Annotated in this window: 13 protein-coding genes; 3 read left to right on the plus strand and 10 right to left on the minus strand. The window is 63.8% G+C overall.

What is annotated here, in order from left to right:
• Positions 1–6 precede the first annotated feature (6 nt).
• From AC07WT_RS01160 to AC07WT_RS01200, 9 genes are all read right to left on the minus strand, one after another.
• Positions 7–3,594, minus strand: a complete 3,588-nt coding sequence (locus tag AC07WT_RS01160; protein ID WP_494945758.1) for an indolepyruvate ferredoxin oxidoreductase family protein — start codon at positions 3,592–3,594, stop codon at positions 7–9.
• Between the two features lie 399 nt (positions 3,595–3,993).
• The gene (locus AC07WT_RS01165; protein ID WP_494945759.1) at positions 3,994–4,959 is read right to left on the minus strand and encodes an ion channel; all 966 of its coding nucleotides are present in this window, start codon (positions 4,957–4,959) and stop codon (positions 3,994–3,996) included.
• 275 nt (positions 4,960–5,234) lie between these two features.
• Positions 5,235–5,480: a hypothetical protein gene (locus AC07WT_RS01170; RefSeq protein WP_492595919.1), complete on the minus strand. Its 246-nt coding sequence runs from the start codon at positions 5,478–5,480 to the stop codon at positions 5,235–5,237.
• 61 nt (positions 5,481–5,541) lie between these two features.
• A complete protein-coding gene (locus AC07WT_RS01175; RefSeq protein ID WP_492595920.1) occupies positions 5,542–5,772 on the minus strand; it encodes a hypothetical protein in 231 nt (76 codons plus the stop codon).
• A 144-nt stretch (positions 5,773–5,916) separates the two neighbouring features.
• Entirely contained in the window at positions 5,917–6,834 is a 918-nt protein-coding gene (locus AC07WT_RS01180; protein WP_494948360.1) for a carbohydrate kinase family protein, read from the minus strand.
• Between the two features lie 14 nt (positions 6,835–6,848).
• Positions 6,849–8,141, minus strand: a complete 1,293-nt coding sequence (locus AC07WT_RS01185) for an AGE family epimerase/isomerase (protein WP_492595921.1) — start codon at positions 8,139–8,141, stop codon at positions 6,849–6,851.
• On the minus strand, positions 8,138–9,124 hold the full coding sequence (locus AC07WT_RS01190; RefSeq protein ID WP_492595922.1) for a LacI family DNA-binding transcriptional regulator: 987 nt from the start codon (positions 9,122–9,124) through the stop codon (positions 8,138–8,140). Before AC07WT_RS01190 ends, AC07WT_RS01185 begins: the two co-directional genes overlap by 4 nt.
• 200 nt (positions 9,125–9,324) lie before the next feature.
• Positions 9,325–11,175: an EAL domain-containing protein gene (locus AC07WT_RS01195; RefSeq protein ID WP_494945760.1), complete on the minus strand. Its 1,851-nt coding sequence runs from the start codon at positions 11,173–11,175 to the stop codon at positions 9,325–9,327.
• 265 nt (positions 11,176–11,440) lie between these two features.
• Positions 11,441–12,469 (minus strand): bile acid:sodium symporter family protein, encoded by a 1,029-nt coding sequence (locus AC07WT_RS01200; RefSeq protein WP_494945761.1) that lies wholly within the window; start codon positions 12,467–12,469, stop codon positions 11,441–11,443.
• Positions 12,470–13,162: 693 nt separating this feature from the next.
• On the opposite strand from AC07WT_RS01200, the gene AC07WT_RS01205 reads away from it, so the two are divergent.
• Positions 13,163–13,570 (plus strand): hypothetical protein, encoded by a 408-nt coding sequence (locus tag AC07WT_RS01205; RefSeq protein WP_494945762.1) that lies wholly within the window; start codon positions 13,163–13,165, stop codon positions 13,568–13,570.
• A 455-nt stretch (positions 13,571–14,025) separates the two neighbouring features.
• Here AC07WT_RS01205 and AC07WT_RS01210 read toward each other — a convergent pair whose 3' ends face one another.
• Positions 14,026–14,163 carry a hypothetical protein gene (locus tag AC07WT_RS01210; RefSeq protein ID WP_494945763.1) on the minus strand — a complete coding sequence of 46 codons (138 nt, stop codon included), beginning with the start codon at positions 14,161–14,163 and terminating at the stop codon, positions 14,026–14,028.
• Positions 14,164–14,290: 127 nt separating this feature from the next.
• Here AC07WT_RS01210 and AC07WT_RS01215 point away from each other — a divergent pair, with 127 nt between their 5' ends.
• Together AC07WT_RS01215 and AC07WT_RS01220 are read left to right on the plus strand one after the other, a co-directional pair.
• A complete protein-coding gene (locus AC07WT_RS01215; protein ID WP_494945764.1) occupies positions 14,291–15,379 on the plus strand; it encodes a porin in 1,089 nt (362 codons plus the stop codon).
• 177 nt (positions 15,380–15,556) lie between these two features.
• A complete protein-coding gene (locus AC07WT_RS01220) occupies positions 15,557–16,495 on the plus strand; it encodes a LysR family transcriptional regulator (protein WP_494945765.1) in 939 nt (312 codons plus the stop codon).
• Positions 16,496–16,556 lie beyond the last annotated feature (61 nt).

Genomic DNA, 16,556 nt, shown 5'->3' on the forward strand with positions numbered 1-16,556 from the left:
AATTGACTACTTCGCCACGACCACCGGAATCCCGCGCAACTGCCCGGCGGCTTTCACCTCTTCCAGCGATTTCTTCACCGATGCGCCCGTCGCCGCTTCGATCTGCAAGCGTGCGGCCAGATCACGCTCACCGCGCTTCACGCCCGCCAGATTCGCCAGTTTCACGTGACCGTAGCCGCGCACGCGAGCATGCAGATCGGCCAGCTTCGCGACGTCTTCGAGATTGCCCGCATCGAGCTTCGCGAAAGCGCGTTGCAGCGTCGTTTCGTAATCGCCGGCGAGTTCGCGCTCCATCCTGCGCTCGAGCGTGCGGCTGAACGGATCGAGCATCGTGCCGCGCAGGCCGCGGAATTTTGCCAGCGTGCCGAGCACCGGCCACATCCATTGACCGAAGGTCTTCTTGGTCGGATTGACGCCGGACTTCGGGCGCGCGAGCGTCGGCGGCGCGAGGTTGAACTTGATGCCGAAGTCCTTCCCGGCCACGCCTTCGAACTGGGCTTCAAGCGCTTCGCGGAACGCGCTGTCCGTATACAGGCGCGCCACTTCGTATTCGTCCTTCACCGCCAGCAAACGGTAGAACGTCGTCGCCACGGCGCGCGTGAGGCGCTCGCTCTTTGCCTCCACCGCACCTTCCGCACGCCGTGCCGCGTCGACCAGCGCGCGATAGCGCTTCACGTAGCTCGCGCCGCCATACGTCTGAAGACGTGCTTCGCGATGCGCGATCAGTTCGTCGAGCGTATCGACGCGTACCGGCTGCTTCGCCAGATGCCGCGCTTGCCACAGCGCTTCGAGCGCAGCCGGATCTGCGGCAGCCAGACGGCCGATCGAAAACGCCAGCTGATTCATCTGCACGGCGACATTGTTCAACTCAATCGCGCGCATCATTGCGGCGAACGATACGGGCACCAAGCCGAGTTGCCAGGCATAACCGAGCATCAGAATGTTCGCGCCGATCGTATCGCCGAGAAAGCGCGTGGCGAGCGCTTGCGCGTCGCAAGTGGCCATGCGTTCCGGGCCTGCCGCGTGACGCATCTTGTCGAGTAATGCGTCCGCGTGCAGCGTGGCATCCGGGTTCTGCACGAAGGTCGCATTCGGAATCGCATGCGTGTTGACGACGATGCGCGTGCGGCCGTGACGCACCGTTTGCAGCGCGTCGGCACTTGCGCCGACCACCATATCGCAGGCGAGCAGCACGTCGGCCTGTTGCGTGTCGATGCGGACCTGATTGAGCCACTCGTCGCGCGCGGCGAAGCGCACGAACGACAGCACCGAGCCGCCCTTTTGTGCGAAGCCCATGAAGTCGAGCACCGATGCGCTCTTGCCTTCCAGATGCGCAGCCATGCTGATTAGCGCGCCGACCGTCACGACGCCCGTGCCGCCGACGCCGGTCACCAGAATGTCGTACGGCGCGGCATCGAGGTGCGTGGCGGGAACCGGCAACGCTTCGACGTGCGCAGCAAGCGCTTGAGGATCGAACGCGACGCCTGCGGCTTTCTTGAGCTTGCCGCCTGCGACGGTGACGAAGCTCGGGCAGAAACCGTTCACGCATGAATAGTCTTTATTGCACGACGATTGGTCGATGCGACGCTTGCGGCCCAGCGGGGTTTCAACCGGTTCGACCGACAGACAATTCGATTGCACGCCGCAATCGCCGCAGCCTTCGCAGACTTCCTCGTTGATGAACAGACGCTTGTCCGGATCGGGAAACTCGCCTTTTTTCCGGCGACGCCGTTTCTCCGCCGCACAGGTCTGGTCGTAGATCAGCACGGTCACACCGTCGGTGTCGCGCAATTCGCGCTGCACGGTGTCCATTTCGCTGCGATGGTGGAACGTCGTGCCCTTCGGAAACAGATCGTGATGGCCGTCGTATTTCTCCGGCTCGTCGCTGACCACGACGAAGCGCGACACGCCTTCGGCTTCCACCTGACGCGCGATCTGCGGCACCGAGATGCTGCCGTCGACCGGCTGGCCGCCCGTCATTGCGACCGCGTCGTTATAGAGGATCTTGTACGTGATGGTGGCTTTCGCGGCCACCGCCTGGCGGATCGCGAGGATGCCCGAGTGAAAGTAGGTGCCGTCGCCGAGATTCTGGAACACGTGGCGCGTTTTCGTGAACATCGAATGCGAGGCCCAGTCGACGCCTTCGCCGCCCATCTGGATCAGCCCGGTGGTGTCGCGCTCCATCCACGACGCCATGAAGTGACAACCGATGCCCGCCTGCGCGATCGAACCTTCGGGCACTCTGGTCGAGGTGTTGTGCGGACAGCCCGAGCAGAAATACGGCGTGCGCTTCACGCTGTCCGCGGCGTTGGAAAGGATTTGCGGCGCGACCAGATCGACCACGCGCTCGCGGCGATCGAGCGCCGGCTTGTGCTTCGCGAGCCAGTTCGCGAACACCGGCAGAATGCGCGAAGGCCGCAATTCACCGAGCGACGACAGCAGCAAGGTGCCGTCTTCCGCATGCTTGCCGATCACGATCGGCCGCGTGCCTTGCGTGCGGTTGTACAGATAGTCCTTGATCTGCTGTTCGATGACCGGGCCTTTCTCCTCGATCACCAGCACTTCCGAAAGACCCGCAACGAACGCGTCGATACGCGTCATTTCCAGCGGGAACGACAAGCCCACCTTGTAGATCCGCACGCCGGCCGTTTCCAGATCGGCAACGGTCAGATCGAGCCGGCGCAGCGTTTCCATCAGGTCGAGATGCGCCTTGCCGCACGTCACGATGCCGACGTTCGCGTGCGGACTCGGCGCGATCCATTTGTCGATGCTGTTCACGCGCGCGAAATGGCGCACCGCGTCGAGCTTCGCGTGCATCCGCGACTCGATCGTCAGGCTCGGCAGATCGGGCCAGCGGTTATGCAGACCGCCGGCCGGTGCTTCGAAATCCTGTGGAACCGTCCATTCGGTTTGCAGCGCGTCGAGATCCACCGTCGAACCGGATTCGACCGTTTCGGAGATCGCCTTGTAGCCGACCCAGGCACCCGAGAAGCGCGACAATGCCCAGCCGTACAGGCCGAATTCGAGCATGTCGGCGATGTTCGACGGATTCACGATCGGCATGTGCCACGCCATCATCGCGAAGTCGCTCTGATGCGGCATCGACGACGACACGCAACCGTGGTCGTCGCCCGCCACCACCAGCACGCCGCCGTGCGGCGACGAGCCGTACGCGTTGCCGTGTTTCAGCGCGTCGCCCGCGCGATCCACGCCCGGGCCCTTGCCGTACCACATGGCGAATACGCCCTCGACGGTGCGCTCCGGGTCCGCTTCCACGCGCTGCGTGCCGAGCACCGCGGTGCCGCCGAGTTCTTCGTTGATCGCGGGCAAAAAGCGGATATCGCTGGCCGTGAGCAGTCTGCCCGCCTTCCACAACTGCTGGTCGACCATGCCGAGCGGCGAGCCGCGATAGCCGCTGATGAAGCCGGCGGTGTTCATGCCGCGCGTCTTATCGAGCGCGCGCTGCATCAACGCGAGGCGCACCAGCGCCTGCGTGCCGGTCAGGAAGATCCGGCCGCGCGTCGCGGTGAGGTTGTCGGACAGCTTGTAGTCGGCGAGTGCGGGCGTGCCGTCGATGGGCAGGCGAGCGGTCATGGGTGAGTCTCCGTTGTCGATCGGAGTTAGCGTGTCGACCAGAGTTGGCGCTTTAGCTGTCGACCGGAGTTCGCGCTTTAGCGCGTTACTCCGGTCCCATGCAAAGCGCTTACTCTGGTCCCATAGCGCTTACTCCGATCCCATGCAAGATGGTTGCTGTTTTGCATCCGCGCGTGTGGTGGGGACCACGTGAAGTGACGCAGCGAAAGAGACTCTATTTTTTAGCGCCGATTAGAGTAGATTTTTGCTACTTTGCTGGTTCGATGGCGAATGGGCGCGAAGGCCTGCGCGTTTTAATGAGGTATTGAGATGGATATGCCACGCGCCGGCCGGATTCGGGTATGCCCTGGTGCGACGGCGCGATGATCAACGCGGGTCAACGCGGCTTCCGCGATTGCTTCACACCGGCGCTTTCGCCATGACCGCGACGGGCGCCGGGTCGAGTGGAGCGATATCGTGGAAATTCGTGTAATCGATGTGACTCACCCCGTCTTCCTCGCGCATGATATCGACGAAGCGGTATTGCCAGTAGATCTGATCGCAAGTCCAAAGGTGGCGCGCCTGCATGGTCTGGGAGGTCGATTCGTCGACCCCTTCGATGGTGATCAGCAGGGACGTGTCGCGGCCTTTGAGTGTCTCGGCGGTTTCGCCGAACAGCGGACTGTTTTCGTCGATGACATGCATCAGGCTCCAGCCCAGTTTGAACACGGGATGCTGGTCGCGCACCAGCGTCAGGTCGTAGAGCTTGCGCAGCGTATAGCCTTCGACGGTGGTTTCCTGGCGCATGATGCGCAGCCTCGCGCGCGCTTCGGCGATGACGTTCTGTCGGGCATTGGCGGCGCGCACCATCAGCGTCATGCGGCCTTCGAGCGGCCGTACGATCGCGTAGCGGGCAAACATGATCTTGGCGTGCGGGCGCGAAAAGCGCGCGAAGATCAGCCCCGTCGCCAACGCGATGCTCGACATGCCGACAAAGATTTCCAGCGTCGCGATCCAGTGCGCGTAGACGGTTTGCGGATGCATGTCGCCGTAGCCGACCGTCGCGAGCGTTTCGACGCTGAAGAAGAATGCGCCGCCGAAACCCGCCGGAAACTGATTGGCGATCGGCGTCGCGCCGAGCATGTAGAGCGCGGCGAAGGCGGTGTTGAGCAACAGGAACAGGACGGCGAGCGACACGAAAAACGTCGGCCAGCGGACTGCGAGTGCGCGGTGATAGAGATCCTGCCAGAGCGGCGTCGGCATGCCGTGCGCGATGACCACGCGATCGTCGAGGCGCATCTCGCGGCTGCCGCGCGCGCGACGTCGTTGCGCGTGCGCTTCGGCGTCGCCGATGCCGGAAAAGCGGTCTGACGGTTCGGTTGCCATCATGTGCTCGTGGAGATGAAAACGCGCAAAGCGTAGCACGCCGATCGGCGTGCGGAAGGTGATTTCGGGCGTGCCGCGCGTGTGGCGAAAGCGGCGCCCGAGCGGAACCCGAGCGGCACCTAAGCGGAACCCGAGCGGAACCCGAGCGGAACCCGAGCGGCGCAAGCGCGCTGCGATTCTTGCGAGCGCCGCGACGCTTGTCTGGCTGGTACGCTCGCTTACCGCAGGGGGGCGATCTTACCGCCGGGGTGTCGACCGACGCACTCGTTACGGCTTTACGGAAACGCGCGCGGCTTTGGAATACCTGCGCCGTGTTCTATGTCGTCGACGGCTTGCTGGTGCGCGGCGGCGACTGCTTCGGCTTCGTCCGTGTAGCCGTCGTCGCCGCCGACGGTCGCCCACGGCTTGACGGCTTTTTCACGGTGACGGATTTCGTATTCCGCGTCCCAGCGCGCGCCGTTCAGTTCGAGCGGGCGGACGTGAATCGAGTAGACGCCGTAGAGGAAGAGCTGTTCAGCCATGATCGCCTCCAGCCGGTTGGTTCAGGGATGGCGCTGTGCGACGGGCGCGGCGCCGTGCTGCCTACAGTTCGATTTCACCGAGGATCCGGTGGGCGAGGGCTTTGGCTTCCTCGAGGGCTTCGTCCGGCGTCGACGAGGTGGCTTCGACTTCGTAGACAGTGGTTTCCGGGTCGGCGCTTGCGTCGCCTTCATCGCGGGAGAGGGTGACCACGCCCTGGAACTTGTCGTTGCTGAGTTCGCGTACCGAGGCGATGGCGGTGTAGATACCCTTGGTGTAGGTGATGTCTTCCATGGTGTTGGCTCCTTCCCAAGGCGTGAGTTTTATCGTAGCACGGGGGTGGCTTTTTTGCCTTTGCCGGCGGTCGTTAGTCTGGTCGTTGGTCTGTTAGCCTGCGGCGGCATTTCTTATTTGGTTTTTGCCGCCAGAGGCAAAAAATCACAGCAGAGCCACGACTTCATCCAAAGAAGGCGCATGCGCCCCGGCATGCCTGCACGCCGCCGCGCCAGCGGCCAAAGAAAAAGCCAGATGCTCCGGCCAGGACCGCTGCGGAGCAGTCATCAAGCTGAACAGCAAGCCGCCAATAGAGGCATCCCCGGCCCCAACCGTATCGACAATCTCGACCCGAGGCGGCCGAGCCTCGACCACCATGGCGCCGTCGATCAACATCGCCGTCTCCGGCCCACGCGTCACCAGCACGGTCGCTGCCGGGTTCATCTCCCGCAATTGCGCCAGCGCGCCCGCTTCATCGGCGGACTTGAACAGCAATCGCAAATCCTCATCCGACACCTTGATCAAATCAGCCAGCGCAGCCATCTTCCGCAGCGTCGGCTCATACCCATGCTCCATCAGGTTCCGGTAATTCGGATCGAAACTGATCTTCACGCCGCGCGAGCGCAACTCGGCGGCCAGCGCCGCAAGCGTGTCGCCAAGCGGCTGCCGCACGAGGCTAATGCAGCCAAAATGCGCCCATTTCACCTGCTCCATCCAGCCAGCCGGTAAGCGCGCCGGATCGAACGCGAGATCGGCGCCGTTCTCGCCCATGAAAAAATACGCCGGCGGATGCGTCTGATGAACGATCGCCAGCAACGGCGGGCGCTCCACGCGCTGCATGAAACGCATGTCGAGACCCGCGGCCACGCTCGCGTTCCACAGGTCGTCGGAGAAATTGTCGACGCCCAGCGAGCCGGCGCAGGCCGTCGGCAAACCGAGCCGCGCCACGCAGCGCGCGACGTTCCAGCCGGCGCCGCCAGGACGCGACAGCCATTGCGATGCGCCGGTCCGCACGAGATCGGTGAGGATGTCGCCGGCGGAAACGAAAAAGGGAAATTCGGTGTTCGCGCTCATTGTGCTCATTGTGCTCATTGTGTTCACTCCGCGGATTCAGGCGCCCCAGCCTCGCTGGAAGGCAGCGCGTGCGCCAGCACTTCGTAGCACGCGCCCATCGTGTGATAGTCGGTCTTGCCGGCCGGACTCTTTTCGTCGCTGTACTTGCGGTTGTCGCAGGTGAGGATGCGATACCACGCGCCATGCCTGTGATCGACGAAATGCGCCCAGCTGTAGCGCCAGATCTCGTCGTACCAGTCCCAGAAGCGTTCGTTGCCGGTGCGCTGGCCAAGCAGTGCCGCAGTCGCAAATGTTTCAGCCTGCACCCAGAAATATTTGTCGTGATCGCAAACGGTGCCGTCCGGGCCGAAGCCGTAATAGAGGCCGCTGTGGTCTTCGTCCCATGCATGGGTCATGGCGGCGTCGAATAGCTCGACGGCGCGCGGCAGCAGCCACGGCAGCGGACGGTAGCGCTCGAGAATCAGCAGCAGCTTCGCCCACTCGGTCTGATGGCCCGGCTGGAAGCCCCACGGACGGAAAATGTTCGAGCTGTCTTCCTCGTTGTAATGCCAGTCGATCGACCAGTCCGCGTGAAAGTGCTCCCACACCAAGCCCTGCGACAGCTTCGCCTGACGCAGCGTCATGTTCGACGCCACCCGTTCCGCCCGATCCAGATAGACGAGGTGGCCGGTCGCTTCGTGCGCGGCAAGCAGCGCCTCGGTCGTGTGCATGTTCGCGTTCTGGCCGCGGTACGAACTGACCTGCCATTCGGGCGTCGCTTCGTCGGCGTAGAGGCCCGCGGCGGCGTCCCAGAAGCGGCGTTCCATCAACTCGAAAGTCGCGCCGATCATCGGCTTCGCTTCTTCGATGCCGGCCATCGCCGCATGCGCATACGCGAGCAGCACGAACGCGAGGCCGTAGCAGTGGCGGGTCGCATCGAGCGTGCGCTTGTGGCCGTCGCGCCATTCGAGTTCCCAGTCGTAGCCCTCGTGCTCAGTGTCCCAATGCGCTTCGTGCAGAAAGCGCAAACCGTGGCGCGCATACTCGAGATGCTGCGGGTCGCCGAACTGGCGATACGCCATCGCGTAGTTGAAGACGTAGCGGCAACTGCTCACCAGATGGCGCGTGGTCCTGTCATAGATCGAACCGTCGTCGCGGAAAAAATGGAAGAAGCCGCCGCTCGGGTCGAGCACGTTCGGTGCGTAGAAGCGCAGCGTGTCCTGCACATGCGAGAGCAGAAATTCGCGGCTGCGGAAGTTCTCGACGGGCGGCGGCGCTGCGGCAACGGCATTGGCCGCGCCGTTTGCTGCGGAGTGAAGCGGATCGGATTGCATCATGACGTTTTCACCAAAGTACTGGCACGGGCAATGAGATGGACGGGCAAGCAGACTTCGAGTTGGGTGGGGGCCTCTTCGAGCAGCAACTCGACGCCGCGCCGGCCGAGCGCTTCCTTGTCGACCGAAATGGTCGACAAGGGCGGCGTGGCGTGGGCGGCGGCGGGAATGTCGTCGAAGCCGATGATGGCGATGTCCTCGGGCACGCGCAGGCCGCGCGCAAGGCACGCGCGCAGCGCGGCGAGCGCGGCGGCGTCGTTATAGGCAAATACGGCGTCGGGGCGCGCGCCGGGCGCGTCGAGCAACCGGTGCATCGCGCGCGCGGCGCCGCTGTCGGGGTCGAGGCCGGCGTCGATGGTCACTTCCAGCGACGGGTCGAACAGCCGGCCCGCTTCGAAAAACGCGCGCCGGTAACCGAGCGCGCGCTGCGCGATGCTGAAGTGCGCGAGCGACCCGCCGATGAACGCGACGCGCGTGCGCTTCTGCTCGAACAGATGACGCATGGCGAGCGTGGCGCCCGTGGCATTGTCGAGATTCACCGAGCGCAAGCCGGGCGCCCACAGGTCGATCAGCACGAGCGGGCGCTGCATCGCCACCAGCGTGGTCAGCGTTTCGGGTTCGACGAAACCGGCGATCGCCACGGCGTCCGGCGAGTGCAGGCGCATCTGCTGAATCACGTCTTCGGTCGGGCCGGCTGTCAGCACGGAAGGGACGATGCCGCGTTCGCGGCATGCGTCTTCGACGCCGTGCAGCACGTGCGAAAAGAACGGGCTGACCGAGAAGTTGTTGTGCTGCCGATGCAGCAGGAAAGTGAGGCGCCGGATGCGCGGGCGCAACTGCGCGGCGTCATAGCCGAGCTGCCGCGCGGCTTCGACGACGCGCACGCGGGTGGCCTCGGAGAGGCCCGGCTGGTTCTTCAGTGCGCGGGAGACGGTGCCGATCGACACGCTGGCCGCCCGGGCGACGTCGCGGATGGTGGTGGCCATCGAATGAAGCGGCCGCAACGGGGCGGCCGCATGGTGTTTAGGTTCGGGCGATTGTATAGTAAAACCCGGCTAAAACAGCCCCGAAAACAAGCGATCGATACCGGTAAATACCCGTATACACAGGGGTTTGCCCGGGATATTTTGTTTAGTAAAAATTGCTAAACAACGCTGTTTTGAGCGGCCCGGCAAAGCCTGCGAGCCTAGTCGAGAGCCGCGTGCGCGACCTCCGTCTGTCCCCGCAGCAACGCGACGCTCTCGCTTGCCTCGATCAGCACGAAACCGCTTGTTTCGTGCTTTGCGCGCCGCTTCGCCAGTGCCGCTACGGAAGCAATTTCCTCGCTGCTGTAGAACGACGGTCCGCCGTCCGACTCGACGCGCACGCAGCCGATCGCCATCGTCACGAAGCCGAAGAAGGTCGGATTGCCGCGCCGGTCCTCGCCATGGATGCCGCCGGCCAGCCGGTCGGCCGGCGCGTAGAACCGCTGCGCGCCTTCGTTGAACACGTGGATCGCGCGCAGTACGCGCTCCTTCCAGTCGTCGCTCTGGAACAGGATCAGGAAATCGTCGCCGCCCACGTGGCCAAGAAAATCGCGGGTCGGGTCGCAGACGTCGGCGAGCACGGCGGCGGCGAACTTCAGCACTTCGTCGCCTTGCCAGTAGCCGTACTGATCGTTGAAGGGCTTGAAGTGATTCAGGTCGACGTAGCACGCGGAGAAGCCGGCGTCGTTGCCGAGCAGGCGGCCGATGTGCGAACTGATCGGGATATTGCCCGGCAGAAAGGTCAGCGGATTCGCGTAGCGCGCGGCTTCGATGCGCACCTCGGTCACCGCGCGCACGAGGTTTTCGCCGGTGCCGAGGCCGGCGTATTTGCCGTTGTCGGTGATGACGAAGCCGTCGGCGAGATAGCGCTGATCGTCGCTGGCGAGGAGCTGGGCCATCTGCTCGACGGTCATCGATTTCTCGATGATCACCGGCGACGCGTTCGCAAACAGCAGGCACGGGCGCTTGCCGAACAACTCCCGGTGGTACGGCAGCGCGTAGCGGTCCATGAAGCTGCGCCGGTTGATCAGCGCGACCGGTTCGCCGTGCTCGACCACTGCGACCGCGTGCAGATCGGGCAGGCGGTTGAATAGTTCGAGCACGTCGTTGTTGGTGGCCTCGCGCGGCAGCGCCGGCGCGTGCACCAGCATCTTCGCCGACGCCATGCCGCCCGACGGCGACGCGCTGCTGAGCGTGCGCGTGGTTTCGGGAAACACGGCGATGTGGCCGGCGCGCAGCGCTTCGCGGGCGTCGTCGGTGACGTTGCGGGACGGCTGCGCATTGGGCCGGCCGAAGAAATAGCCTTGTCCGCAGCCGATCCCCATGTCGCGCACCACGATCAGATCCGCCTCGTTCTCGATTCCCTCGGCGACCAGCCGTGCGCCGCTCGCGTTGGCGAAGTGCTGCATCGCGCGCACGGCTTCGAACTTGAGCGGATCGCTGGCGATGTCGTGAATGAAGAAGCGGTCGATCTTCACGACGTCCGGTTGCAGCCGCACCCACAGATTCATGCTGGCGTTCGCGGTGCCGTAATCGTCGAGCGCGAATTGCGCGCCGGCCGTGCGCAGCGCCGTGATCACCGGCAGGAAGCTGCCGACGTCGGGAATCGTGCTTTGCTCGGTCAACTCGATCACGATCCGTTGCGGATCGACGCCGCAATGGCGCAGCAGCGCCAGCATGTCGTCGCGCGCTTCGGCTAGCTGGCGGATCGCACCCGCGCTGAAATTGAGAAACAGCTTGCCCTCGCATTCCAACTGTGTGAACGCCTTGATGCAGGTGTGCGCGGCCGCGCGTTCGAGTTCGATCGCGCAGCCGTCGGCCAGCGCCTGCGAAAACAACGCGTACGGCGTTTCGAGCGGCGTGCCGGCCGGTCCGCGGATCAGGCCTTCGTAGCCGAGAATCGCACCGTCGTTGAAATCGATGATCGGCTGGAACACGGCCGACAGATCACGCCGGGCGATCAACTCCTCGATGCGCGGCGCGGCGGATCGGGAGGGCGAGCGAGGTTGCATGGCAGTTGGGCGTAGCGATCGACTATCGGCTTAACGGCCCGCGCGGCTTGAGATTAAGTGAACTTTTGATGAATGTTTGCACCTCGATGGGGCGTTTGGGGCTCGTGTGACGTGGCGCCGCCAGGATTTCGCCTATGCCGTCCGGCCGAGGCGACACCGGCGGCTTTTACGCGTGAAATAACAAAAAAAGCCGCACGAGGCGGCTTTCTTCAAATGACGCTCAGGGAGGGCGCTTATGAATGTCCTGTTTGCATTACGCGCGTGTTCAACGGCGGGCCACGGCGGCGGCGGGCCGCTCGCGCGAGGCGGCGCGGGTTTCGGCGCTGGTGTCGCGAGCCCCCCAGCGCTGCGCGAGCGCGGCGCACACCATCAGCTGGATCTGGTGGAACAGCATCAGCGGCAAGACTACGGCGCCCACCGCATGCGAGGCGAAAATGACCTTGGCCATCGGCACCCCGGCAGCGAGGCTTTTCTTCGAGCCGCAGAAGATGATCGTGATCTGGTCGGCGCGGTTGAAACCGAGCCGCTTGCTGCCGAGTATCGTGACGGTCAGCGCCAGCGCGAGCAGCACGACGTTGATGAGCAGCAGGCCGCCGAGGGCGGACAGCGGAATCTGATGCCACAGGCCTTCGTTGACGGCCTCGCTGAAGGCGCCGTACACCACCAGCAGAATCGAGCCCTGGTCGACGAACTTCAGCACGCCGCGATTGCGCTCGATCCACTTGCCGATCATCGGGCGCAACAGCTGGCCGGCCACGAACGGCACCAGCAGCTGCAGCACGATGTTGCCTACCGTGTGCCACGGCGACGAACCGCCGCTCGCAGCCTGATTGCTGACGACGAGGCTGACGAGTGCCGGGGTGATGAAGATGCCCAGCAGGCTCGAGGCCGAGGCGCTGCAGACGGCGGCCGGCACATTGCCTTTGGCAATGGACGTGAACGCGATGGAAGATTGAACCGTCGACGGCAGCGTGCAGAGGAAGAGGATCCCCGCATAGAGCGCCGGCGTGACAAGTGGCGAAAGGAGCGGTTTAAGCGCGAGGCCGAGCAGCGGAAACAGCGCGAACGTGCTGAGCAGCACAACCAGATGCAGCCGCCAGTGCGTCGCACCCGCAATGATCGCTTCGCGTGACAGCTTCGCGCCGTGCAGGAAAAACAGCAGGCCGACCGCGACGTTCGTCACCCAGTTGAACCCGACGGCGGCCTGCCCGTGCACCGGCAGCAAGCTGGCAAGGAGCACGGTGCCCACGAGGCACAAGGTGAAATTGTCGGGAAGCAGTTTCGGGCGAGCCATTGTCGAAATCTCGATTCGGTGATGCAGAAAGACCCAAGGACGCACGAAGGCGGCGTCGCAGGCTATGAAAAACGACTATTGTTGTTGAAAAGTGATTGAAAACGCAAATTCATTTTCCGAGTCGATTAATGAGCATCATGCATTAAAGCGCTGTATGACGCATTGTGCGCAACTCCATTTCAGTATTGGCGACGGCGCGCGATTGGTCCACTGCCGTTTTAACAGCGGGACGGGAAATCCAGTTACCGTCCGTCATACGCCAAGGGCGCTGCGGATGTTTCGTTAAAGCCGCGCCAGCAAGCTGTTTCAGCGCTTTCGCGCAAGGGCTCTGTCGCGGAAAAACGTCGCAGTAACAAGGTGTTACAACAGCAGTGGGGGCCTAACACTTTTTGGCTCGACACCCTTTGGCCATGCCCATAAATTACTGCTCAAAGGCCACCGGGATGCCCCGCGCCGCAACATGCGACGCTCGAGCCGGTCCCAGAACAAGCACGCCGCAGCTCGAACGGTGGGCTTCAGGCAAGTCTTCGGGCAAGTGAGTCATGGGTGGACGGGTTGTCGAGAACGAAGCATTGGGCGTTGGGTGCGGTCATCGCTGCACTGTGCTCGTTCGCCTATGCAAAAGTAACGAGCATGCCGCATGGAGCCGGGGGCGGCGGTTACAGCGGTTACCCGCATGCCGCGGAGCATGCCATGCGTGGCGATGCTCGCGGCGAGGGCCGTTACTACGGCGCCGCCAACGTCAGAGTGTCCCGCAGCAATCCGGCCGACCGCAACGCGCGCTTGCCGCGCGGCGGGGCGAACCTCCGTGGCGGTAGCTACGCCGGCGGCTTTGGCAGCTACAACCCGGCAATGCCCCGTGTAGGCGGAGCGGGCGGATATCCCGGCGATCGCCGCGGCGGCTTGCAGTACGCCGGCGCAATCACCCCAGTCAGTGCCGAATCACGCCCGGTGCCGCGTCCACCGGGCAATGCGCCGGTTCGCGCCGGCTCGATTCGCGCCGATGTCGCGCGCTACAACGAAGAGCGCGGCTCGTCGCGCGCAATGCCGCGCCAAGCGGACGATCCGCGTCGGTCAGAAGGCTCCCCTTACCGTAATTAGGCACCGCGACGCACTGCGACGCATCGCGAGACCCCGCGAGACCCCGCGCCGAAAAATGCGGTCGTCGCCGACTGGTTCTTTGACGCGTTTCGCGGGGGCCGGCCCACGGCGCGACAAGCGCCCCTCACCCGCGCGAACTGCGCTACCGCCTCTTATCTCCCTGTTGCCCTCGTCGGCGCATTCACGTGATGCGGATAAACCGCTGCGCCAAATCATCGCGGCTGAAATTCGCTGCCTCCTTCCTTCAAATCGGATATTCCGGCTTTCAAACCGGCTAGCCGCGACTTCATGCTCCGCCGCCGTCCAGAAAACCTCTGTCAAGGTGACGTGTAGACGCGACACTTTTTTGAAAATGCTCGGCAAGAAAGGGCCTCCCGTCGTCAAAATTCGTCGTTTCTGTTGCGGCGCGTCACCTGTATGGCATCTCGACCGTTATCACCCGGTCGGGCGTATCGTCAGCGCCGCCAGGCGGTGCGCCGCGCGGCATGCGGCGACGCAGTCATGACGGGCACGGCCAAGGCTTTATCAGGCCGATAACCGACAAAACTAATCAGACCGATATACCCGCAATAACCAGAGATATTTTTGTTCATAAAAATGGTCCGCAAAGATGGTCCCGCCCAGATTGGCTCGACGATCGAACGGACGACGACAACGGTTCGCGCGAGCTACCCCCCTTTTCGCACAGCCACACCCTTTTTGACAAAGACAGGAGAACCCATGAAAACAAGCATCAGCCGTGCGCTGAAGACCACCCTCAAGGCAACCGCGTGTGCCGCTTTGCTGGCCAGTGCATCGTCGGCTTTTGCGCAATCGAGCGTACAACTCTACGGCCAGGTCGACGAATGGGTCGGCTCGCAAAAATTCCCGGATGGCCATAGCGCGACGCAAGTGTCCGGCGGCGGGATGTCCACGTCGTACTGGGGCTTGAAGGGGGCTGAGGATCTGGGCAACGGCTACAAGGCGATCTTCACATTGGAAGGCTTCTTCCGTGCGCAGAACGGCGCGTTCGGCCGCTTCACCGGCGACACGATGTTCTCGCGCAACGCGTACGTCGGTATCGAATCGCCGTACGGCACGGTGACCGCCGGCCGTCTGACGACACCGCTGTTCGTGTCGACGATTCTGTTCAACCCGTTCATCGACTCGTACGTGTTCTCGCCGATGGTCTATCACGTGTACCTCGGGCTCGGCACGTTCCCGACGTACTCGACCGATCAGGGCGTGACGGGCGACTCGGGCTGGAACAACGCGGTGTCGTACGCTTCACCGAACTTCAACGGCCTGAGCGCGACCGCAATGTATGCCCTCGGCAACACCGCGGGTCAGAACAGCTCGAAGAAGTGGAGCGGCCAGGTGCTGTACTTCCACGGCCCCTTCGCGGCGACCGCGGTGTATCAGTACGTGAACTTCAACAACGCTCCAAGCGACCTCGGCAGCGCGGCTGCGTCGGGCATTCCCGGCCTGAAGAGCCAGAGCGTCGCACAGGTCGGCATGTCGTACGACCTGAAGTATGTGAAGTTCTTCGGCCAGTACATGTACACGTACAACGACCAGACCATCACGAGCTGGCACGTGAACACGGCGCAGGGCGGCGTGTCGGTGCCGGCCGGCCCGGGCACGGTGATGGCGTCGTACGCGTATTCGCGCGACGGCGGCGGCTTCGACCAGACCCGTCAGACGGCCGCAATCGGCTACGACTATCCGCTGTCCAAGCGCACGGACGTCTACGCGGCATACCTGTACGACCACATCAGCAACCAGTCGAGCGGCAACACGTACGGCGTCGGCCTGCGCGCGAAGTTCTGAGCGCGGCAGTTCCACGCCTGATTTTGCAAACCCCGCCTTCCGGTCAGGAAGGCGGGGTTTGTCGTTTCTGGGGCGCTTTTGGTGAGCTTCTGGGGCGCGTCCACCGCCGATTTGCCGACCAGTCTTTGATAAACCCGGCAAAATATCGTCGATTGATTCCAGAAGCGAGCGATTGAGATGGATACCCTCGTCAGCATGAAAGTGTTCCGGCATGTGGTCGAAGTCGGCAGCTTTGTCGGCGCGGCCGAACGGATGGAGATGTCGGCGGCGATGGCGAGCAAGCACGTGATGCACCTCGAACAGCAGCTCGGCGCGCGTTTGCTGAACCGCACCACGCGGCGCGTCGCGCCGACCGAAGCCGGCCGCGAATACTACGAGCGCCTCTCCCAGGTGCTGACCGAACTCGAAGAAGCCGAGCAGGTGGTCGGCGCGGCGAGCGTCGTGCCGCAAGGGCGCTTGCGGGTGTCGTCGCTGTCGGCGTTCGGCCTGAGTCACGTGATGGCCGCGGTGGCCGATTACGCCGCGCAGTATCCGCAGGTCACCGTCGACATGACGTTGTCCGACCGCGTGGTCGAACTGATCGACGAAGGCTTCGACGTCGCGATCCGGGCCTCGCCGGGCGGCCTCAAATCGTCGTCGCTGATCGCGCGGCAGATCGCGACCGCGCATCTCGTGCTGTGCGCCTCGCCCGCGTATCTGCGCCGGCACGGCACGCCGAAGACGGTTGCCGACCTCGCGCGCCACAACTATCTGCAATACGCCGGCGTATCGGCACTCGAGATCGCCCCCGCGACCGGCGACGCCACGACGCGCGTGCGCCTCACCGGCAATCTGATCGTCAACCACCTGGAAGCGCAGCGCGTGATCGTGCTGCAAGGCGCGGGTATCGCGATGCTCGGCACCGAGGTGATCGGCGACGATCTGGCGGCAGGGCGCCTCGTGCCGCTGCTGGTCGACGAAGTGCCGCCGCGCGAGTTGCCGATCCATGTCGTGTATGCGAGCCGCCGGCATTTGTCCGCCAAGGTGCGCTCCTTTGTCGATTTCCTGGTCGAGCGGTTTACGAATGAAGCGCTGTGGCCGTCGCTCGAACAGATCAAGGCGTTGGCGGTGCGCTAGGCCTGCGCGGACGGCGCAGGCGCGGCAAGCCGTTTGGCTATACTGGTTGCCAGCACCCATA

Source organism: Paraburkholderia sp. GW821-FHT02A12, from assembly GCF_059422005.1.